At 39.4% G+C, this 22158-nt stretch carries 18 protein-coding genes; 9 read left to right on the top strand and 9 right to left on the bottom strand.

The window, feature by feature from the left end; all coding sequences use genetic code 11:
- Positions 1-2136 carry a heparinase II/III family protein gene (locus CW745_RS14580; RefSeq protein WP_101109440.1) on the bottom strand — a complete coding sequence of 712 codons (2136 nt, stop codon included), beginning with the start codon at positions 2134-2136 and terminating at the stop codon, positions 1-3.
- Between the two features lie 391 nt (positions 2137-2527).
- Here CW745_RS14580 and CW745_RS14575 point away from each other — a divergent pair, with 391 nt between their 5' ends.
- From CW745_RS14575 to nagB, 9 genes are all read left to right on the top strand, one after another.
- Positions 2528-4279, top strand: a complete 1752-nt coding sequence (locus CW745_RS14575; RefSeq protein WP_101109429.1) for a transporter — start codon at positions 2528-2530, stop codon at positions 4277-4279.
- Positions 4280-4334: 55 nt separating this feature from the next.
- Complete coding sequence (locus CW745_RS14570; RefSeq protein WP_101109428.1) at positions 4335-5861, top strand: polysaccharide lyase 6 family protein; 1527 nt, start codon at positions 4335-4337, stop codon at positions 5859-5861.
- A 17-nt stretch (positions 5862-5878) separates the two neighbouring features.
- On the top strand, positions 5879-6211 hold the full coding sequence (locus CW745_RS14565) for a cupin domain-containing protein (protein ID WP_101109427.1): 333 nt from the start codon (positions 5879-5881) through the stop codon (positions 6209-6211).
- Positions 6212-6225: 14 nt separating this feature from the next.
- Positions 6226-7155 carry a sugar kinase gene (locus tag CW745_RS14560; RefSeq protein WP_101109426.1) on the top strand — a complete coding sequence of 310 codons (930 nt, stop codon included), beginning with the start codon at positions 6226-6228 and terminating at the stop codon, positions 7153-7155.
- Between the two features lie 25 nt (positions 7156-7180).
- Positions 7181-7804, top strand: coding sequence for a bifunctional 4-hydroxy-2-oxoglutarate aldolase/2-dehydro-3-deoxy-phosphogluconate aldolase (locus tag CW745_RS14555; RefSeq protein WP_101109425.1), 624 nt, complete (start codon positions 7181-7183; stop codon positions 7802-7804).
- 664 nt (positions 7805-8468) lie between these two features.
- Positions 8469-10421: a PTS mannitol transporter subunit IICBA gene (locus CW745_RS14550; protein WP_101109424.1), complete on the top strand. Its 1953-nt coding sequence runs from the start codon at positions 8469-8471 to the stop codon at positions 10419-10421.
- 58 nt (positions 10422-10479) lie between these two features.
- Positions 10480-11625 (top strand): mannitol-1-phosphate 5-dehydrogenase, encoded by a 1146-nt coding sequence (locus CW745_RS14545; protein ID WP_101109423.1) that lies wholly within the window; start codon positions 10480-10482, stop codon positions 11623-11625.
- Between the two features lie 43 nt (positions 11626-11668).
- A complete protein-coding gene (locus tag CW745_RS14540) occupies positions 11669-12202 on the top strand; it encodes an MltR family transcriptional regulator (RefSeq protein ID WP_101109422.1) in 534 nt (177 codons plus the stop codon).
- A gap of 31 nt (positions 12203-12233) precedes the next feature.
- A complete protein-coding gene (nagB, locus tag CW745_RS14535; protein WP_101109421.1) occupies positions 12234-13037 on the top strand; it encodes a glucosamine-6-phosphate deaminase in 804 nt (267 codons plus the stop codon).
- A gap of 99 nt (positions 13038-13136) precedes the next feature.
- Here the strand turns inward: nagB and hslU are convergent, their stop codons facing one another.
- From hslU to xerC, 8 genes are all read right to left on the bottom strand, one after another.
- Positions 13137-14477 carry an ATP-dependent protease ATPase subunit HslU gene (gene hslU / locus CW745_RS14530; RefSeq protein ID WP_101109420.1) on the bottom strand — a complete coding sequence of 447 codons (1341 nt, stop codon included), beginning with the start codon at positions 14475-14477 and terminating at the stop codon, positions 13137-13139.
- 9 nt (positions 14478-14486) lie between these two features.
- Positions 14487-15038, bottom strand: a complete 552-nt coding sequence (hslV, locus tag CW745_RS14525) for an ATP-dependent protease subunit HslV (RefSeq protein WP_101109419.1) — start codon at positions 15036-15038, stop codon at positions 14487-14489.
- A gap of 169 nt (positions 15039-15207) precedes the next feature.
- Positions 15208-15738, bottom strand: coding sequence for an SPOR domain-containing protein (locus CW745_RS14520; protein ID WP_101109418.1), 531 nt, complete (start codon positions 15736-15738; stop codon positions 15208-15210).
- Position 15739: 1 nt separating this feature from the next.
- On the bottom strand, positions 15740-17488 hold the full coding sequence (gene argS / locus CW745_RS14515) for an arginine--tRNA ligase (protein WP_101109417.1): 1749 nt from the start codon (positions 17486-17488) through the stop codon (positions 15740-15742).
- A gap of 243 nt (positions 17489-17731) precedes the next feature.
- Complete coding sequence (locus CW745_RS14510) at positions 17732-18187, bottom strand: hypothetical protein (protein ID WP_101109416.1); 456 nt, start codon at positions 18185-18187, stop codon at positions 17732-17734.
- 167 nt (positions 18188-18354) lie between these two features.
- Complete coding sequence (gene uvrD / locus CW745_RS14505; protein ID WP_101109415.1) at positions 18355-20526, bottom strand: DNA helicase II; 2172 nt, start codon at positions 20524-20526, stop codon at positions 18355-18357.
- A gap of 16 nt (positions 20527-20542) precedes the next feature.
- Positions 20543-21256 carry an HAD-IA family hydrolase gene (locus CW745_RS14500; protein WP_101109414.1) on the bottom strand — a complete coding sequence of 238 codons (714 nt, stop codon included), beginning with the start codon at positions 21254-21256 and terminating at the stop codon, positions 20543-20545.
- Positions 21256-22155 carry a tyrosine recombinase XerC gene (xerC, locus tag CW745_RS14495; RefSeq protein WP_101109413.1) on the bottom strand — a complete coding sequence of 300 codons (900 nt, stop codon included), beginning with the start codon at positions 22153-22155 and terminating at the stop codon, positions 21256-21258. The genes CW745_RS14500 and xerC overlap by 1 nt, the downstream gene beginning before the upstream one ends.
- Positions 22156-22158 lie beyond the last annotated feature (3 nt).

Genomic DNA, 22158 nt, shown 5'->3' with positions numbered 1-22158 from the left:
TTAAGACCTCTTTGATTCTACTGCTAGAAATCCTTGCCAGCTGTATGTTTGTTGATTAAATTCGATAGTGGTTTGGCTATCTACTGTGGCGTCGGGAGCATTATTGACCATGATCGTTAAATCAATACCTTCTCCATATACTTCAATGATCGATGCATGATCATTAAAGCCAATAATATTAATATGTTGTATTTTACCGCGCGCATCAAGGCTAGCCTCAATTGCTTCATTAAAGTAGCCATGAGTTTCAATAACACTGGCAAATAAACTATTTCTCGCTTGTCGACGTAAAACTAAGCTGGTTTCGCTGCGTAGGTTAAATGAAGGATCATTCGCGCCTGTGCGCGTGCAGAAAAGCGTATCATCGGATGATGATGCACTTAGCCAAGTATAATAACTTTGCCCTTGTAACCAGCTTACTAATGTTGTGTCTTGAGCCTTGCCCTGTGCGACATTCCATAGATGTTGATAACCAAAGTCATTGCCCATTGAATTGAGCGTATTATGGTGTTCAAGTTCAACATTGGTTCGTACTATCTGGCCTTCATACTGTAATGCGTAATCATATTGATGTGTCTCTTCGCTACTCAAACGAAAAAGGTCGATAAGTAGTGGGTGTGCAAGCTGTTCATGATTTACCAACAATAATGTACGTTGCTGTGTTACGCCAGGGTAAAAGTCATGGGCATATGCACTCATGCCTTGTAGGTTACCATTACCGATAAAGAAATGTGGTTCACCATGTTTTGCTTCTGCAGTGTTGATATCAAAACTGTTTTGACAGCCAGCATCGACAGTGACTAGGTTATGAGCAATAGTCTGACGCGCGTAAGATTTGTTTTCATCAAGATAACGACCACCAAATTTAGGCTCTACATTTACCCAACGACCAAAACCATATTCACGTAATACTTCTTGGTTATTATTAAAGTAGGTTAATCCTAAAGTATCAAAGTGACCATGATCCATACCATGCTGACCATAGTTCATTACCAGTTGGCTTATATCACCGGTATTATTTTGCATGCGGATAAATCCCTGGGCTCCTTTGTCACCATCACGACCTTCATTGAGCTCAACACTTGGTAAACAGGGCATCTCAATCTTATTTTTAGCTTCATATGCCTTTGATAACACTAACCCACATCCATTAACCCAAACTCGCTCTTGAATTTTTGCCATACCTAAAATATTTTCATTTTCTGGGTAATGTTTAGCAAACAAGCTAAGTGCGATGATTACGCCTTCATCTTTAATATCCATTGTTTTGGAAGCGTCGTTTAAAGCAGGAAATACGCCATTAGGATAGGCAGTTGATAACATTGCTTGGATGGTTTTACCAATAACTTGATCTTTAAAGTTAAAAATATCTAATTCAGGGCGAAAGCGATGTACTAGTTCAGCAAACATAGCTAATGGGCGGATTGCATAACGATGATAATAAGGACCTTCCATATAATAGCCAGAGGGTGCAAACAGTTTACTGATTTGTGCTAAGAACCCACCTTCTTCATCATCGCCTTTTAGGCCATGAATAGACATGTCGATGTATTTATCTTGGCCTATTGCTGCACCACAAATAGCAACTGACGCAACGGCCCAAATACCATGATTATGAATACGATCAAAATCGAAATCATATTGGACAGTCGACATATCTAATAGAGGAATAAATAAGCGAGCAATAATCTCTTGTCGTTGGGTGGCTGATAACCAATGGCTAATACAGCTGTAACCTAAGCTGGCATAAAGTAGCCAAACATGTTCATTTAAAAGCTGGTGGAATAAACGGCCTGGCGGGTTGGTATTACGCTGCTCTTGAAAACCAAGCTTTAAATATTTATCAGCGTATTGCATTAATAAGTTTGCTGTAAATTGAGCATATTTTTCATCGCCGGTAATTAAAAATAGTCTACCTGCTTGATCAATATATTTACCATTTTGTTGATGTTTATTATGCGCATACCCTCCTGCTGGGCTATGACCAGGAACATCAAGAGGCAATGCCATATAGTTATCAGTATCAATAATGAGTTGTTCGAGGCTTTTGCCCATTAAAGAAGCTTTTCCTAATTCTTGTTGTATTTCATTGATCTCTTCTTGATCCATAAGAACAGTAGATAAATTAGCTTGCATAACAACCTCAATAAAGTAAAAAAACATTACATATAAAATAATACAAATAGAATAATAAATCACCTTTATTTTAAATTGTTATTGATATATTCCGTTATTTATTGACATATATTAGCTATAAATATACTTTTTTTGCCTTCTATTAATTAGTAAGTAACTGTTTTTTATTGTAACTATCTGTTTTATTACTCGTTTATAATTAAAAACCGTGAAACACGTTAATATTTTTGCCACAAAATACCTATCTATCTGATTTATATCTAGTTTAAAAAAACATCATAAAAAATCATGATCTGGATCACATGTATTGTCTTTTTGTATTACAAATAGGCTTGAGTCATATACACTTTTTACATTCATTCATTATTAACTAACTTGTATAGGCATCATTATGAATATAGACATAGTTGTTGTACTCGCTTATTTCGGATTTTTAGTCGCAATAGGCTGGTTGTTCCGCTCATTTAGCACTTCCACTAGTGATTACTTTAGAGGCGGCGGTAAAATGCTTTGGTGGATGGTTGGTGCGACTGCCTTCATGACACAATTCTCTGCATGGACATTTACCGGTGCCGCGGGTAAAGCATTTACAGATGGTTTTGCCATTGTAATATTATTCTTAGCCAATGCATTTGGTTACTTTATGAACTGGGCTTATTTCGCGCCTAAGTTTAGACAGCTCCGTGTTGTTACTGCTATTGAGGCGATCAAAAAACGTTTTGGTCGAACTTCAGAGCAGTTTTTTACTTGGGGTAGCATGCCAGACAGCATTATATCTGCAGGTGTGTGGCTAAATGGTCTGGCGATCTTTGTTGCAGCTGTGTTTGGTATCGATATGGGCACCACCATTATCGCAACGGGTTTAGTATTACTTATTATGTCTGTAACTGGTGGTTCATGGGCGGTTGTAGCTTCTGACTTTGTACAGATGTTAGTTATTATGGCTGTAACTATTACGTGTGCAATTGCTGCTTACTTCCATGGTGGCGGTATCATGAATATTGTTGATAACTTTAACGGTAACTTCATGGTCGGTAGTAACCTTAACTACATGAGCATCTTTGTTCTTTGGATTGTTTTCATTTTCGTGAAACAGTTCGGTGTAATGAATAACAGTATTAACGCATACCGTTACCTGTGTGCAAAAGACAGTGAAAATGCACGTAAGGCGGCTGGTCTTGCGGCTGTATTAATGATTGTTGGTCCGGTTATTTGGTTCTTACCACCTTGGTATGTAAATGCCTTTATGCCTGATTTTGCTTTAGCATTTGAGTCTATGGGCAATAAAGCGGGTGATGCAGCTTACCTAGCCTTTGTACAGCAAGTGATGCCAGCAGGTATGGTTGGTTTGTTAATGGCTGCGATGTTTGCTGCAACCATGTCATCAATGGATTCGGGTCTAAACCGTAATGCAGGTATCTTTATTCGTAACTTCTACTCGCCAATTTTACGTAAAGGTGAGGCAAGTGAAAAAGAGCTTATGTTAGCAAGTCGTCTTGCAACGGTTGCGATGGGTATCATCATCATTGCCATTGGTCTATTTATCAACTCACTGAAACATTTAAGCTTATTCGATATTGTATTAAATATTGGCGCATTAATCGGCTTCCCTATGTTAATTCCTGTACTACTTGGTATGTGGGTACGTAATACACCAGATTGGTCTGGTTGGGCAACATTAGTTGTTGGTGGTGTGGTTTCATATGTATTTGGTATTGCGTTAACAGCAGGACACATTGAAAACCTATTTGGTTTAGAAACAGCATTAACCGGCCGTGAATGGGCTGACCTGAAAGTTGGTTTAAGCTTAGGTGCGCATGTTGTTATTACGGGTGGTTTCTTCTTATGTACTTATTTCTTCTTTAAGCCTCGTAGTGAAGCGCGTCAAGAAGAGATTGATGAGCTATTCCGCGATTGGAATACGCCGGTTGTCGCATCAGGTGAAGAGCAACAAAACCTAGATACAAAACAGCGTTCAATTTTAGGTAATTTAATCTCAATTGCAGGTTTCGGTATTCTGGCAATGGCATTAATTCCAAATGAACCATCAGGACGCGGATTGTTTATCTTATGTGGAAGCATGGTGTTAACAGCAGGTATCTTACTGTTACAAGCCGCGCGTAAACCAGCACAAGCTGAATAAGTCATTATTAAGGGGAGGAGGTTGCTCCTCACCCTTTTCCTTAGGAGTTATTTATATGAAAAAGTTAAGCTTTATTGCTATTGCAGCAATGCTTAGTCAGCCATTGATGGCCCTTACGCATAGTGATTTGCTAGACAATAAACGTTTAACCCCAATCGTTGCCAGTAGTGTAAATGCAACACAATCAAAACAAGTTGAAAATTTAAAAGAGCAACTTCAAACATTAAAATCGGGTGATACTTTAATCCTTAGCCCAGGCCGTTATCAAGACTTAGGCATTGTTGAAATTAATGCAGACAACATCACCATTAAAGCTGAAAAGCCAGGACAAGCATGGTTAACTGGCTTAGTACAACTAGTGGTAAAAAGTAACAATGTTGTGATCGATGGCCTAGTGTTTACTGAAGGTGGACCTGCTGAGCGCTTTGGTGCATTGCGTCTGGAAGGTGATAACAATGTGTTAAAGAACACTACGTTTAAAGACTTCAATCATGATTATGCTTATCAACCTGACGAGCGTCGCCAAGAGTATCCAAAGTATCTTTGGATTTCACTCTGGGGAAAAAATGCACAATTAATTAATAACCGTTTTGAAGCTAAATATAAGCGCGGTACATTAATTGGTGTACAAAAAGATGAAACGGCTGACAATCATATTATTAAACATAATCTTTTCTATAGCCAAAAACCAAATCAATATAACGAGTTTGCTATCAAAGAAGCGATTCGTTACAACGGTAATAGTTGGGAGGCTATTCGTGTTGGAGACAGTAAAGCATCCCAATTTCCATCAAAGACATTAATCGAAGAAAATTTGTTTGTTGATATGGATGGAGAACGTGAAATGATCTCTTTGAAATCAGGTGAAAATATCATTCGTGGTAATACTATTTTTAATAGTGCATCGATGATTTCACTGCGTCACGGCAAAGCAAACATCGTTGAAAATAACGTTATTCTTGGTAACAACAAACAATTAACAGGTGGTATGCGTATCTACGATGAAGATCATGTGATTCGTAATAACTATATAGCCGGCACTCGTGGTAGTGAAGGTGATATTAAAGGTAATGCTGATGTACGCGGTGGCATTGTTTTAAACACCGGTATTATTGATGTGGCTAATGGTGAAAAGCTAGACCAATCGGTTAAAGGTAAAGAGCTAAATAAGCAGTGGACACCGAAAAATATCACCATTACCAACAACACTATTTATGATGCCGATTGGGGGATTGTACATGGTAGTCAAGGTCACCGTGTGAGCTTGTTTGATAACAAACAGGTAGAGAATATTTACGGCGGTGTCGATATCCATTTTGCGGATAATTTTGTGATGACCACTAATGAACAACAAGTGGCAGTGAGAGCAAGTGAGCAGTTCCCGTTACAGAAAGCGACTTATCAGAATGAGCGCTATATTGGCCAATTAATCGAAGCAAAACAGTTAAATAATTACAGCCTAGCGACACAAGGCGTAAAAGAGAAAAATAGCTTTTTCTATCTGCCACAACAAGGCGCAGATGTGAACCAATTAAAAATTATGACCACTGAAACTGTTGGTCCAAATTATATTATTAAATAAATTTTGAGGAAATAAACATGAATCCATTTTTTATCGATGAAAACACCCCTTGGGATGATCTTGGTGACGGTCTTAAAAGAAAAATAGTCGCTTACACAGATGATTTAATGCTTGTTTTAGTACATTTTGAAAAGGGTGCTATTGGTGCTCCTCATACACATGAAATCCATGACCAAATCGGTTATGTTGCTGAAGGTAGCTTCGAAGCAGAGATCGATGGCGTGAAAAAAGTACTTGTAAAAGGTGATGCTTATAACGCACCTAAAATGACCATGCACGGCGCTGTTGCTTTAGAAGAAGGCAGTATACTAATTGACGTATTCACGCCAAAGCGTGCTGATTTTCTATAGAAAAGGAGTAAAAAATGGCTGATCTAAATATCGCTTTAATCGGCGAATGTATGATTGAATTATTGCACGAAGGTGATAATTTTCGTCAAGGTTTTGGTGGCGATACATTAAATACTGCCGTTTATCTATCACGTTTATCGGCTAATAAAAGTGTTAACGTAAATTACGTTACAGCACTAGGCCAAGATAAAATCAGTCAAGATATGATTGATAGCTGGAATGCTGAAGGTGTAAATACACAGTTTGTACAACGCTCAGAAACAAAACAGCCAGGTCTATACATGGTTGAAACTGATGACTCGGGTGAGCGTAGCTTCATCTATTGGCGTAGTGACGCCGCTGCTAAGTTCTGGCTTGAAACTGCAAGTGAAGCGCTTATCGAGCAACTAGTCGCACAAGATGCTATTTACTTATCAGGTATTAGCGTTGCTATCTTATCACCAGAAAGCCGCGAAAAACTTTATGATTTACTTGGTCGCTGTAAAGCTGCTGGTGGCAAAGTTTATTTTGATAATAACTACCGTCCTAAGTTATGGGAATCTAAAGAAGAAGCAGCTGAAAGCTTTAAACGTATTCTAGCAGTAACACATACCGGTCTATTAACGTTTGATGATGAACAAGCACTATTCGGCGATGTAGATATCGAAGAGTGTATCGCCCGTACGCAAGCGTTAGGCGTTGAAGAAATCGTTATTAAGCGTGGTGGTGGCAACTGTCAAATTGTTACTGCTGAGCAAACAATCAGCGTTCCAGCAACTAAAGTTGAAAAAGTAGTCGATACTACTGCTGCTGGCGATTCATTTGCAGCTGGTTATTTAGCAAAACGTATTTTAGGCGAATCAAGTGAAGTATCTGCTAAAAAAGGCCATCAACTTGCTGGAACTGTTATCCAGCATAAAGGTGCATTAATTGATACTAAGTACACAGACGCATTTGTAGATTAATTATAAAAACTTATTAGGATTAAAAATGACAACATTAAATGAAAGATTACAGTCGCTTAAAGTGATTCCAGTTATTGCAATTAAAGATGCAAATGATGCTGTTCCTTTAGGTAAAGTATTAGTAGAAAACGGTATGCCATGTGCTGAAATCACTTTCCGTACGCCTGCTGCTGCTCAAGCGATTAAAAACCTGCGAGAAGCATTTCCTGAAATGCTTATTGGTGCGGGTACAGTACTAAACAGTGTGACTGTTGATGAAGCGATTGATGCAGGCGTTGATTTTATTGTTAGCCCTGGCTTTAACCCAACGACAGTTAAATATTGCCAACAACGTAACATGCCAATTATTCCTGGCGTGAATAACCCATCATTAGTTGAGCAAGCAATGGAAATGGGTCTTACTACTTTGAAATTCTTCCCTGCCGGCCCATCTGGCGGTGTTTCAATGCTTAAATCACTAACAGCTGTTTATCCTGTAAGTTTTATGCCAACAGGTGGTGTTTCACCAACTAATATCAATGACTACTTGGATATTGATGCAGTGTTAGCTTGTGGTGGTACGTGGATGGTGCCAGCTGATCTAATTGATAATAAAGAGTGGGGTAAGATTGCTGAGTTAGTAAAAGAAGCGGTTGCTGCACTTTCATAACTATCACTAATTATTGTTTCTGAAGCCACCTAGTGTTTGTACATTAGGTGGTTTTTTTATGCCTGTAATAACCTTAAAAAGCCTCAACAGGAATAATAAAGTTTAAATTCCATAACAATCCGTATAACTATCTGAAGTTTCCATTGAAAGCTTATTTGCTAATGGGGGGATGGCAGATGAACCACCCGATCATTGATGTGGTTTAAATTGATTAAAAACCACACATTCAAGTGTTGATTTATCTCAAAACTGTTATAAAACCGTTAATAAATTGTGTAATAAAAGAACAGTGACTGCTAGGTTACAAATTTGTGGTGTGACTAAGGTCACTAAATTTTTCGTTTTCTGAAAAGGATTTCTTTTATTTGGTGATATAGGTCACTTATTTTGTTTTTGTTGCTGGTTGGGTTGTGTGATATATATCACGCTAGTCTTTTTCTTTGCAGTGAGAAATAAGATTTGTAGTAAAATTACAGTGTAATTTAGTGATATGAGTCACTGTTTTTCTTGTTTTCTGTTTGTTTTTTGAGCTTTGCGTCACGTAAAATCCCACCCTATTTCATATTCAATTTTATATGCTAAGTTAATTGTGTTTGAAGCAAATGACGGTTTTGACGAACCGTTAACTAACATAATTGAATACTACATAGGGCGGGGTACGCACATGATATCATCTGAAGCTAAGATCAAGATACAAAATTTTGGTAGATTTCTATCAAATATGGTTATGCCAAATATTGGAGCCTTCATTGCATGGGGTTTTATTACGGCATTATTTATTCCAACAGGTTGGTTCCCTAATGAGGAACTCGCTAAACTAGTCGGTCCAATGATTACCTATCTTCTTCCTTTGATGATTGGTTATACTGGCGGTAAATTAGTCGGCGGAGATCGTGGTGCTGTTGTTGGTGCAATCACAACCATCGGTGTGATTATCGGTACCGACATCCCTATGTTTATGGGCGCAATGATTGTTGGTCCTCTCGGTGGTTATGCCATTAAGAAATTCGACAAGGCGGTAGAGGGTAAAGTGAAAAGTGGCTTTGAGATGTTAGTAAATAACTTCTCAGCAGGTATTATCGGCATGATCTTATGTATCCTTTCCTTCTACCTAATTGGGCCATTTGTTAAAGCGCTATCATCAATGTTAGCCGCTGGTGTACATGGTTTAGTTGATGCGGGCTTATTACCTCTTACTTCTATTTTTGTTGAGCCTGCTAAAATTCTATTTTTAAATAATGCGATTAACCACGGTATTTTCTCGCCGCTTGGTATTCAGCAGTCGACTGACTTTGGTCAATCAATTTTCTTCCTTATTGAAGCAAATCCAGGCCCTGGTTTAGGTTTATTATTAGCTTACATGGTGTTTGGTAAAGGTACAGCTAAGCAAACTGCTGGTGGTGCAAGTATTATTCACTTCTTTGGCGGTATTCATGAAATTTACTTCCCATATGTGCTAATGAATCCACGTTTAATTCTAGCTGTTATTGCTGGTGGTATGACGGGTGTATTTACACTAACAGTGTTTAATGCTGGACTTGTTTCTCCTGCTTCTCCAGGTTCAATCTTTGCGGTATTACTAATGACACCAAAAGCGTCGTTAATTGGTGTTGTGTTATCGGTAATTGCTTCAGCTGCAGTTTCGTTTGTAGTCGCTGCATTATTGATGAAAACACAGAAACAAACTGATGAAGATGATGGCAATAAGTTATCTGAAGCATCTAGTAAAATGCATGGCCTTAAAAACAGCGGTAAAGCAACAGAAGCACCAATGACAGCAAAAGCAGATAACAATATCGACATGTCTGGTGTTACTAAAATCATTGTAGCTTGTGATGCGGGTATGGGCTCAAGTGCGATGGGTGCAAGTCTTTTAGCTAAAAAAGTGAAATCTGCAGGGTTAAATATTAGTGTCACTAACTGTGCTATTAATAATTTGCCTGGTGATGTTGATGTTGTTGTTACCCATAAAGACTTAACAGCACGTGCACGTACTCATGCTGCTCACGCTAAACATTTATCACTCACTAACTTTTTAGATAGCACATTGTATGATGCGCTTGTTTCTGAGATTGTTATTGCCAACGCAAAGCCAGCCGCTAATGATGATATCAATATGAGTATGCCATTGATGGCTGCTAATGATGATGTTTACGAAGCAAAAGAACCGCCCGCTTTTGAGTTAACGGCAGATAATATCCACTTAGGGTTGAAAGCGAGCAATAAGCAACAGGCGATTCAATTTGCTGGTGAGCAATTGGTTAAGCTAGGTTATGCTCAGCCAGCCTATGTAGAAGCGATGTTTGAACGTGAGAAATTGGTTACGACTTATCTTGGCGAATCAATTGCAGTGCCACACGGTACAATTGAAGCAAAAGAGAGTGTGATTAAAACAGGTATTGTTGTTTGCCAATACACAGAAGGTGTTTTATTTGGAGATGATAAAGACGATATTGCGAAACTGGTGATTGGTATTGCCGCTAAAAATGATGAACATATTAATGTTATCACCACGATAACTAACGCACTGGATGACCCTGAAGCTATTGAAACATTAACCAATAGTCAGGATGTTCAAAAGGTACTGAAAATACTAAGTGAGCCACAGGCAGCTTAATATCAAGCGCTGATTTATCAGCGCTGTTTTCAATGTTAATTATTAGAAGGTATATATTATGAAATCAGTACATTTTGGTGCCGGCAATATTGGCCGTGGCTTTATCGGGAAACTGTTATCAGACGCACATGTAGAGGTCACTTTTGCTGATGTAGATGATCAAATTATCGATCAGCTCAATACCCTACATACATACAATGTTAAAGTCGTTGGTTCAGACTGCCAAACTGAGGTGGTTTCCTCGGTCAATGCGATTAACTCAAACAGTGATGATTTGATTGACTTAATTGGAGAAACCAATCTTATAACAACCGCAGTTGGGCCGAATGTGTTGGCCATTATTGCTAAAAAAATCGCACAGGGATTAGCATTACGCTTTGAAGCTAATAATGATGAACCGCTTAATATTATTGCCTGTGAAAATATGATCCGCGGTACGAGTTACATCAAAAAAGAGGTGTATAAGCACCTTGATGAAAAATATCATGAAAAAATGGATCGTTTGGTGGGCTTTGTTGATTCAGCGGTGGATCGTATTGTACCTCCTTCTGAGGCTGCCAATGATCCGCTAGAGGTTACCGTAGAAAGCTTCAGTGAATGGATTGTTGATGAACAACAATTTAAAGGAGAAATTCCAGCGATCGATGGTATGCAAAAAACCGATGATTTAATGGCATTTATCGAACGTAAATTATTTACTCTAAATACTGGCCATATCATGACAGCTTATTTAGGCGCACTTGCTGGCCATAAAACAGTGAAAGAGGCGATTGATGATGATGTTATTCGCACTCAGGTTAGACAGGCAATGCAAGAGAGTGGTGAAGTTTTGATTAAACGTTACGGTTTTGATCGTGAGCTTCACAATGCTTATATCGAAAAAATTATCGGACGTTTTGCTAATCCTTACCTACATGATGAAATTGATCGAGTAGGTCGACAACCTATTCGCAAGCTTGGTGAAAATGATCGTTTAGTAAAACCGTTATTAGGTACTATTGAATATGGCACCGATAATACAATGTTATTAAAAGGTATTGCAGCCGCATTTAAATATACAAACAGTGATGATCCTCAGGCACTCGAATTACAAACCTCACTTGAAAGTATTGGTTTCCTCGCAACATTAGCCAAATACACGGGCTTAGCACCAACTAGCAAGGAAGCGCTTGAGATTGAGAGATTATTTACTGCAATGCAATAATTCATAGTGGGGAGCACCCCACTTAACTAAAACAGCAGAGCTTATGTCCAAAAAATTACAAGAAAATGAAATTCTGGAATATCTAAATACGAGCACTACTGCACGTGGTTTTTTTATTTCAGCCGTTGATGTGTTTGAGCAGGTTATTCAAACGCTTATTGAACGTATTTTTCTAAAAAATGACTTTGCAGTGCAATCCGTTGTTGGGCCTTTATTACACGATTCAGGCCCGTTAGGGGAGCTTTCTGTAAGGTTAAAATTATTGTTTGGCTTAGGTGTAGTACCTCATGATATTTATCATGATTTTGAAGGCATTATTAAACTTAAAAGCGTGCTGAATAATGATAGCGCTGAGTATAACTTTACAGATCCTATCATTGTAACTTCAATTGAAGCGCTTCATGTAGCGAAAAAGATAAATATGCTGGTGTTTGAACCGGTATCGGTTGCACAGGACGAGATTGATCTGGCTTTTTATCAGATGCAAATTGATAGGCAGCAACAGGTTATTAAATCGTCATTAGCGTTGGCTATCATTTCACTCTGTGAAGCGCTAGATAAAGACAGTCCGTTTTAATTACTTTTACACTAATTATTAGAGGTTATTTATGAGACTTATTCCTTTACAAACTGTAGAACAAGTTGGCCAATGGGCTGCTCGTCATATTGTTGAAACGATTAATGCATTTAATCCCAGCGAAGAAAAACCTTTTGTTTTAGGTTTACCAACAGGAAGCACCCCTTTATCAACCTATAAAGAGCTGATCGCACTATATAAAGCAGGCAAAGTGAGCTTTGAAAATGTGGTCACTTTTAATATGGATGAATATGTCGGTATTGAGCCTAACCACCCAGAATCTTACCGCACATTTATGTACGAAAACTTCTTTAATCACGTCAATATAAAAGAAGAAAACATTAATTTATTAGATGGTAAAGCCACTGATATTGATGCGCATTGCCAAGCTTATGAAGATAAAATTAAATCCTACGGAAAAATTAATTTGTTCATGGGGGGAGTGGGCGTTGATGGGCATATTGCCTTTAATGAGCCGGCTTCTTCACTTTCTTCTCGCACGCGCATTAAGACTTTAACTGATGATACTCGTATTGCTAATTCTCGTTTTTTTGATGGCGATGTTAACCAAGTGCCTAAATATGCACTCACAATTGGTGTCGCTACCTTGTTAGATGCAGAGCAGGTGATGATCCTTTCATTAGGCCATAATAAATCATTAGCATTACAAGCAGCAGTAGAAGGCGCTGTGAACCACCTTTGGACGGTAACTGCACTGCAATTACATAAAAAAGCGGTGATTGTTGCTGATCAAGGTGCGCAACAAGACTTGAAAGTTAAAACGGTAAAATACTTCCAAGAACTCGAAAAAGAGAGCATCGCAAGTCTGAGCTAGTACATATAAGATTATGATGACGTAACCTACCCCGTAACTAAAAAGCCCAAACAAGGAAACTTGCTCGGGCTTTTTTTTATGCTTGCTATTACTTAAAGACTATAAGATATAGCGGCTTAAATCTTCGTTTTCGATCACTTCATCCAACGCGCTAGCAACATAGTCGGCATCAATACGAATCGATTCACCTTTACGATCGTCTGCATCATAAGAGAGTTCATCCATAATGCGCTCCATTAACGTATGTAAACGACGTGCGCCGATATTTTCAGTTGTTTCATTAACATGCCATGCAGATTTTGCGATTTTATCGATACCATCTTGTGTAAATTCAACACTTACGCCTTCTGTTGCTAACAATGCTTGGTATTGCTCACTTAAAGATGCTTTTGGCTCTGTCAGGATTCGTGCTAAATCTTCCTCTTTTAAAGCTTCTAGTTCAACACGAATTGGCATACGCCCTTGTAACTCAGGAATTAAATCTGAAGGCTTAGCGATTTGGAATGCACCTGAACCGATAAATAACATGTGATCTGTTTTTACCATACCGTGCTTAGTGCTTACTGTTGAGCCTTCAATTAACGGTAATAAATCGCGCTGAACGCCTTCACGGGAAACATCTGGGCCACTGCTATCGCCACGTTTACAAATTTTGTCTATCTCATCGATAAATACAATGCCGTTATTTTCGGCTGCAAAAATAGCGCGTTCTTTAAGCTCTTCTTGGTTAATCAGTCCTGCCGCTTCATTTTCAATGATCGCTTTTAACGCATCTTTAATTTTCATTTTGCGTTTTTTAACTTCACCTTTGCCTGATAAGTTTTGGAACATACCTTGCAATTGATTGGTCATCTCTTCCATACCGGGAGGTGCCATGATTTCTACGCCGATTTGCGGAGCAGGCACATCGACTTCAATCTCTTTATCGTCTAATTTTCCTTCGCGTAATTTTTTACGGAATGATTGACGTGCAGCACCTTCCTCAACGGTATCGCCACTGGTATCCCAGTCACTTGTTGTTTGTGCTGGAGGAAGAAGGATATCAAGAATTTTATCTTCAGCTAAGTCTTCTGCCTTGGTTGTGACTTTTTTCATCTCTTGTTCACGTGTTATCTTAATTGATACATCAACGAGATCACGAATAATGGTTTCTACTTCTTTACCAACATAACCTACTTCAGTGAATTTAGTCGCTTCAACCTTGATAAATGGTGCGTTAGCTAGCTTTGCTAAGCGACGTGCAATCTCTGTTTTACCAACACCTGTTGGGCCGATCATCAGAATGTTTTTTGGCGTCACTTCTTGACGAATATCTTCATTAAGTTGCATGCGACGCCAGCGGTTACGCAGTGCAATGGCAACGGCACGTTTAGCTTTACTTTGACCGATAATGTGGCGATCTAATTCATGGGTTATCTGTTTTGGAGTCAAATCTGACATAGTTTTATCCTATTTATCGCTACTGTTATCGTTACTATCAAAATCAATAACTTCAATGGTTTGATTACTGTTGGTGAAAACACAAATATCGCCTGCGATAGTAAGTGCTTTTTCAACAATGGTTTTCGCATCTAACTCTGTATTTTCTAATAGTGCAAGGGCTGCTGACTGGGCAAAGTTTCCGCCAGATCCGATTGCAATCAGGTCTTTTTCAGGGCGTACTACATCTCCATTACCAGTAATGATGTAAGAGTGGTGTTTGTCTGCAACGGCTAATAACGCTTCTAACTTGCGTAACATTTTATCGGTACGCCAGTCTTTTGCGAGTTCAACGGCAGCGCGCTCTAAATTACCTTGGTGTGCTTGTAACTTTGCTTCAAAACGCTCTAATAACGTGAATGCATCTGCTGTACCGCCTGCAAAACCTGCGATAACTTGATTGTTATATAAACGGTGCACTTTTCGTGCATTACCTTTCATGACTGTATTTCCGAGAGAAACTTGACCGTCGCCACCTACAACCACTTGGTTACCACGGCGTACTGAAACAATAGTTGTCATTTTAATTACCTGTTCATTGAAGTGTATTTAGTAGATATAAGGGGGAATAGGGTAATTTCAAGGGGGATAAAAATAGAAAAGGATAAATTTTCATTTATCCTTTTTATCCGTGCTGTTTATGGTTATACCAATTCCGCTAATATTGATCAGTTATTTAGTGGATTTGGTATTAACGCCAATACCAAATTTGGCAGCCATTAATTTTGGCTCGTTGCAGTTTATGGCGATCTTTCTCTGCCAAGCGCTTTCTCTCGTAGGGGCCTAAAATAACACGATACCAGTCACCGGTCTTTTTCACTGTGCTATTGAGTCCCTGAAAAGCGATTCTCGCTTTTAATGTCTCAGCATCGCCCTGTTTACGGAAAGAGCCACACTGCATCTGATAAGGACGAGTGTTTTTCTTTTCTTCGGGGATATCAACCACCACCTCTTTATTGGGCAGCACTTCTTCATATTGCCATTTCGGTTGTGGTTTTTCTGGCAATGTTTCCTCCTGCTTAACAGGAGGCTTATTAACCGCTTTCACAGGCTCTGGTTTATCCACAGCAAAAATAAAATAGCCGATAAAAGCGCATAACATTATCGCAATGCCAAGCGCTAAAAAAGGAAACCCCTGCTTGTTTTTTTGCGGTCGTTTAGGGGCTGCTCGTCTCTCTTTTTTGACAGCAACGCTTTTTTTTCGTCTATTGGGCTGTGCCATGTTACATGCGCTCTAGGGTGTTAATGCCTAATAGTGATAAGCCTTGTTGTAATGTTTTAGCTGTTAAAGCGGCTAATTTTAAACGGCTCTGTTTTTGACTTTCATTATCGGCAACTAAGATCGGACATGCTTCGTAGAAGCTTGAAAATAAACCTGCTAATTCAAATAGATAAGCACATAGGAAGTGAGGCATCCCCTGTTTACCCACTTGATTGATAATTTCATTAAACTGCATCAGTTTGCTCGCAAGGTCTTTCTCTTTTTCTTCGTTGAGCACAACATCAGCGGTGATGCTATCCATTTCAATACCTGCCTTGTTGAAGATACTTGCAACACGCGTGTAAGCGTACAGCAGGTAAGGTGCGGTATTGCCTTCAAAACTTAACATGCTGTCAAAACTGAAGGTGTAATCACTGGTACGGTTTTTAGAAAGATCCGCGTATTTAACCGAAGCAATACCCACTACTGAAGCGATATGACGAAGTTCATCTTCAGCCATATCTTGGTTTTTCTCTTTTACTAATTCGTAGGCACGCTCTTCTGCTTCTGTTAGTAAGTCTGCCAGTTTAGGTGTTGAGCCTGCACGTGTTTTAAATGGTTTCCCATCTTCGCCCATTACAGTACCAAATGGCATATGTTCAAGTGTTGTTTCAGGTTTTACAAATTCAGCTAAACGCGCGACTTCAAACACTTGCTGGAAATGTAATCCTTGGCGCGCATCAACAAAGTAAAGCGCACGATCGGCGTTCAATGATGATTGGCGGTAGCGAATGGCTGCTAAATCAGAAGTTGCGTAGAGGAAGCCACCATCTTTCTTTTGAATGATAACGGGTAGTGGCTCGCCTTCTTTATTTTTAAAGCTTTCTAAGAAAACACATTTCGCCCCTTGGCTCTCTTGTAATAATCCTTTTTTATCTAAATCACTGACGACAACTGAAAGGTCTTTATCATAAGCGCTTTCACCGCGAATATCTTCAAGGCTTAAGCTCACGCCTAAACGTTGATAAGCTTCTTGGCAGTGCGAGATACTAATATCTTTAAACTCTTTCCAGAGTGTTAAGCATTCTTCATTACCACTTTGTAGCTCTACTACTAAAAAGCGTGCACGGTTGGCGAACTCTTCTGACTCATCAAAACGTCCCTTTGCTGCGCGATAAAAAACTTCTAAATCAGCGAGGTTTTTTGAAATTTCAGCGTTTTGTGCACGAAGCTCTTCCATGTAAGCGAGCAACATACCAAATTGCGTTCCCCAGTCACCCACGTGATTTTGACGAATAACGTTTTGACCTTGAAATTCAAGAGTTCTTGTTACTGCATCACCAATAATAGTTGAACGTAAATGACCAACGTGCATCTCTTTAGCAAGGTTTGGTGATGAGTAATCGATAACAATATTTTGTGGTGTTTCAATTAACTCTACATTTAAACGGCTATCGGCATAGGCGCTATCGATTTGTTTTTCTAGGTAGTTTGGATTGATAAAAAAGTTAATAAAGCCTGGCCCTGCAATTTCTGTTTTAATAATGAGATCAGAAGTAGGTAAGTTTTTAACAATAAGTTCTGCTAGTGCGCGTGGGTTTTGCTTTGCTGGTTTAGCAAGCATCAATGCTAGATTGTTGGCAAAGTCGCCGTGCGACTTATCTTTAGTGCGATCAATAGCAATGCGGGGTTGAATATCTTCAGGAACGATTTGCTGTTTTTTAAGGGAAACAATCGCTTGTTCAAGTTGTTGCTGGATAAAAGCTTTCATAGATAATTCACCAATTGATACGGACTAATAATAGAGGGGGAATTCTACAATTTATCGGCAGGGAAAACTAGCGTGTTATTCATCGCAAGCTAGTTCTCTGGTTGTTTATCTGTTTAAAAAAGAAAACGCAGTAAAGACTGCGTTTAAGGTTACTTGTTTCAGACTCGCGTTATAGCAAATGAAGGAAACAGTGGCTCTATTTTACCGGTTAAAATAACTTATTTAATTCGAATGTTATTAGGATTACATAAACTCAAATTCATGGCTCGCAATGACCACTTGGTGCAAGCTTTCTTCTTCTTGATTACTGAGGTTCTCTAAGGCAAGTTCGGCTTCAATGGTCGGAGAATTATAGGCAGCCGTTTGCATGAGTTCGATCAGTTGCATATCTAGTTTCATCGCGAGTGCGACGACATCTTCGACCGCTAAGTCAGGTTGTACTTTCATTTGTTGGCACTTCATTGGAAAGCTTTGATCAAAGACGTTATCTAACCAAGTCTCTAATAAACTGTCGGGTGATTGCTGTGCATATTCATGGAGGTGTAAATAGGATAACTGCTCTTTATTACGCATAAAATCGAGCATTAGTTTTACTTTTTCATCTTTTGCTTCGAGGCTTAATCGCAGATAAAGATCCGCAAGTGCTTGATGGCACTCTTCAATATGAGCTAAGAATTCTTTTATCGGCTTAAAACGCATCAGAGGCTCCTTGAGAAATAATTTTATTCCCTTAAAGCGTAGCTACAAATTACAGTTTTATGAATAATAAATGTGCTAAAAACGCTAATAATTCGACCTGTCATTTAGTTTTTTTGCAAAACGAATTAAGGCGTCTTAGAAGCGTTAATAATTTCAGATAGTTAGCGCTATATCGCCTCTAATCTTGCATAGGCAGTCATTAACCACTTACTGCCAGCTTCGATAAAGTGCACCTGTAAACGACTGTTGTCACCACTGCCTTCTTGCGCGATCACTGTGCCTTCGCCAAACTTTACGTGCCTAACCTGTTGGCCTAATTTGAAGCCTAAAACATCTTGGCTTTCTCCGTTAAATACGGGGGCTTTGCTTGCCGCCGGTTGCATCCGTTTGACCTGCGCTTTTTTACGCACAAATTGAATATCTTTTTCAGGCAACTCAGCAATAAAGCGCGACGCAGAGTGGAATTTCTCCTGCCCATACAAACGTCGGCTTTCAGCATGACAAATGGTTAGCTTTTGCATTGCTCGAGTCATGCCGACATAACAAAGGCGACGCTCTTCTGCGAGGCGCGTTTCATCTTCAGTAGAGCGTTGTCCAGGGAACATACCTTCTTCAACACCTACCATAAATACTTGCGCAAACTCTAACCCTTTTGCGGAGTGCATAGTCATCAACTGTACGGCATCTTCAAATTCGTCGGCTTGATTATCACCCGATTCAAGTGCCGCATAAGCAAGAAAGGCGGTCAGCTCATCCATCTCCTGCTCCTCTTCAGGAATAACAAACCCCTTCGTTGCAGAAACAAGCTCCTGTAAGTTTTCAATGCGACTGCGTGATTTCTCACCTTTTTCCGCTTCAAACATCGCTTTCAGACCTGAATGGTTGATGATGTGATCCACCATTTGAAATAGCGGTAACTCAGAGGTTTCGCTTTTAAAACGGCTGATTAGTTCAATAAAACCACTCAGTGAGCTACGTGCACCTGCGCTAAGTTGTTTATTTTCTAGTAAGTGAACACTTGCCTGCCAAAGTGTAAACCCTTGCTCGCGTGCGCAAAGGCGGATTTTATCGAGACTGGTGTTACCGATTTTTCGTTTCGGTTTGTTAACGATACGTTCAAATGCAGCATCATCTTGATGGTTATTCATTAAACGTAGATAAGCGATACTGTCTTTTATCTCTAAACGGTCAAAGAAGCGCTGTCCACCATAAATATGGTAGGGCAACTGGTTGGCCATAAACTGCTCTTCAAAAAGACGCGATTGCGCATTGCTACGGTATAAAATTGCGCAGTCACATAGCTTATTACCTTCTCGCTCCCAAGCTTGTATTTGTGAAGTGACATAACGGGTTTCGTCATAATCGTTAAAGGCGCTATAAATCGCTATTGGATCACCGGCTTCGCCACTGGTCCATAACTCCTTACCTAAGCGGTCACTGTTATTTTGAATCAGTTGGTTAGAGGCATTCAGGATATGCCCTGTAGAGCGGTAGTTTTGCTCTAAACGGATAGTCACTGGATTATTTTTTTCTTTTAAGAAGCGTTGAATATTTTCAATATCAGCGCCTCGCCAACCATAGATAGACTGATCGTCATCACCAACAATAGTTAAGTAATTATCACTGTCTGTGAGTAGGTTTAACCACGCATATTGTAACTTGTTGGTATCTTGAAATTCGTCAACCAATACATGTTTAAAACGATCTTGGTAATGTTTAAGCAGAGCTGCGTTATTAAGTAGTAATTCATGAGCTCGCAACAGTAATTCTGCAAAGTCAACTAATCCGGCGAGCTGACAAGCTTCTTCGTAGGCTTGATAAACCTGTAGGCGTTGTTTGTCTTGCAAGCTATAACCGGCATCAATATGTTTCGCGCGTAAGCCTTCATCTTTTTTATCGTTGATATACCACTGTAGCTCTTTTGGAGGGTAGTATTTCTCATCAAGGTTAAGGGTCTTGATGATTCGTTTTATCATCTTTTGTTGGTCATCACTGTCGATAATCTGAAACTGTTCGGGTAAGTTAGCTTCTTGATAATGTAAGCGTAATAGGCGATGCGCAATACCATGAAAAGTACCTATCCACATGCCTCCAATTTGAAAAGGACAGATATCGGTAATTCGTCCACGCATCTCTTTAGCTGCCTTATTGGTAAAGGTAACTGCTAAGATGCCATAGGTTGGAATGTTTTCTACTCGCATTAACCATGCGATACGATGGGTCAAAACGCGTGTTTTACCGCTTCCGGCGCCCGCTAATACCAGCATGTTTTGTTCTGGAGCAGAAACGGCAGCACGTTGAAAGTCGTTTAAACCATCAATTAAGTAGGAAACGTCCATAAAAAAGCCTGTTTATTTATTCAGTGATGAGTGAGTATAGTGTATTAATATGGGTAATTTCAACCGTTGGTAATAACCTTGCACCAGTGAGCGACTGTTTGTGTTCATTCAACCAAACTGCTTGTGCTCCGCTGTGTTGCGCGCCAAAGACATCACTGATGAGGTGATCGCCAATATGTAGAATATCACTGACTTCAATGTTTAGTCGGTGAGCCGCTTCTACAAAAAGATCGTGATGTGGTTTGGCTTTAAAAGGAGCACCTGCTTTGAGAATGAATTGAAATTTATTATCGAGACCGATCTGTTTCTCATCAACATTGCCATTGGTTATCGCGATTAAAGGGTAATGTTCAGCCAATTTATCAAGCAAGCATAAACTTTCAGGTGGCACCGTGAAGTTACTGCGTAAACGCAAGAACTCAGCAAAGGCAATAGGTGCGTATTCAATCGCTTTATATTCAGCAATGCCAAAAATAGTCATTACACGCTTTAAAATTTCAATACGTAATAATGAAACATCTTCAGCTAATTGTGGCTTTTCTCGTACCACGTGGTTTTTATATAACCGCCATTGACGGGCATCTAATTCACTCAGCTCTGGATAGGATTGGTTTAAATAGATGAGAAAGTCCTGTTCCGCCTTTTTGATGATCGGGTGGTTGTCATATAACGTGTCATCAAGATCAAAGCTGATCGCTTTAAAAGGTTTTAATGGTCGATAAAATTTCATTATTTTTTCCGTTTAGAGCGAGGGTGTGCTTTATCGTACACCTCTGCAAGATGTTGAAAGTCAAGGTGTGTATACACTTGTGTTGTGGCTAAATCTGCATGACCTAAAAGTGTTTGTACTGCACGTAAGTTGCCACTCGATTCGAGCATGTGAGTGGCAAAAGAGTGGCGTAACTTATGCGGATTAAGGTGGCTTGCTAAGTTTTGCTGTAATCCCCACTTTTCCATACGCGCCTGTACGCTACGCACGGAAATGCGCTTTTTAAGTTTAGAGGTAAACAGAGCGGTTTCTCCTGCTTCACAAAATTCAGGGCGTAACTTTAACCATGCGTGTAGCGTCAGCACCGCTTTCTGAGTGATCGGCAGTAAGCGTTGTTTACTACCTTTACCCAGTACCATTATCTCTTTTTCACGTAATTTTACATCTTTTAAGTTAATGCCCACTAACTCACTTAACCTTAAACCAGAGGAATACATTAATTCCATCATCGCTTGATCTCGTACACTTAGCGGGTCTTGGTCATCAATGTCGAGTAACTGAAAGACTTCATCAACAGAGATGTTTTTAGGTAGTGGTTTATCTAATTTGGGAGCCGCAACGCCTTTAGCGGGATTGAAAGTAAGCACTTCATTTTGTACGAGAAACTCTAAAAATGATCGTAATGAAGACAACTTTGTTGCGATGGAACGCGCTTTGATACCACTATGGTTGAGCTCTTTCACCATTAAGCGTACGTGATTACTATCTAGTTCAATCCATTCATTTACCTGTTTGCCAATTAACTGGTTGGTAAACTCTATTAAATGACGGCGATAGTTTGTAATGGTCACAGGACTTAAACCACGTTGACTGGCAAGGTGGTTTAAGTACTCTTCAATGGGCTGCTGTAACGATTTCATTAT

Source organism: Psychromonas sp. psych-6C06 (assembly GCF_002835465.1).
Lineage (GTDB): Bacteria > Pseudomonadota > Gammaproteobacteria > Enterobacterales > Psychromonadaceae > Psychromonas.
The sequence above is the reverse complement of the archived record's forward strand: the minus strand, read 5'-3'. Positions and strand labels throughout refer to the sequence as shown.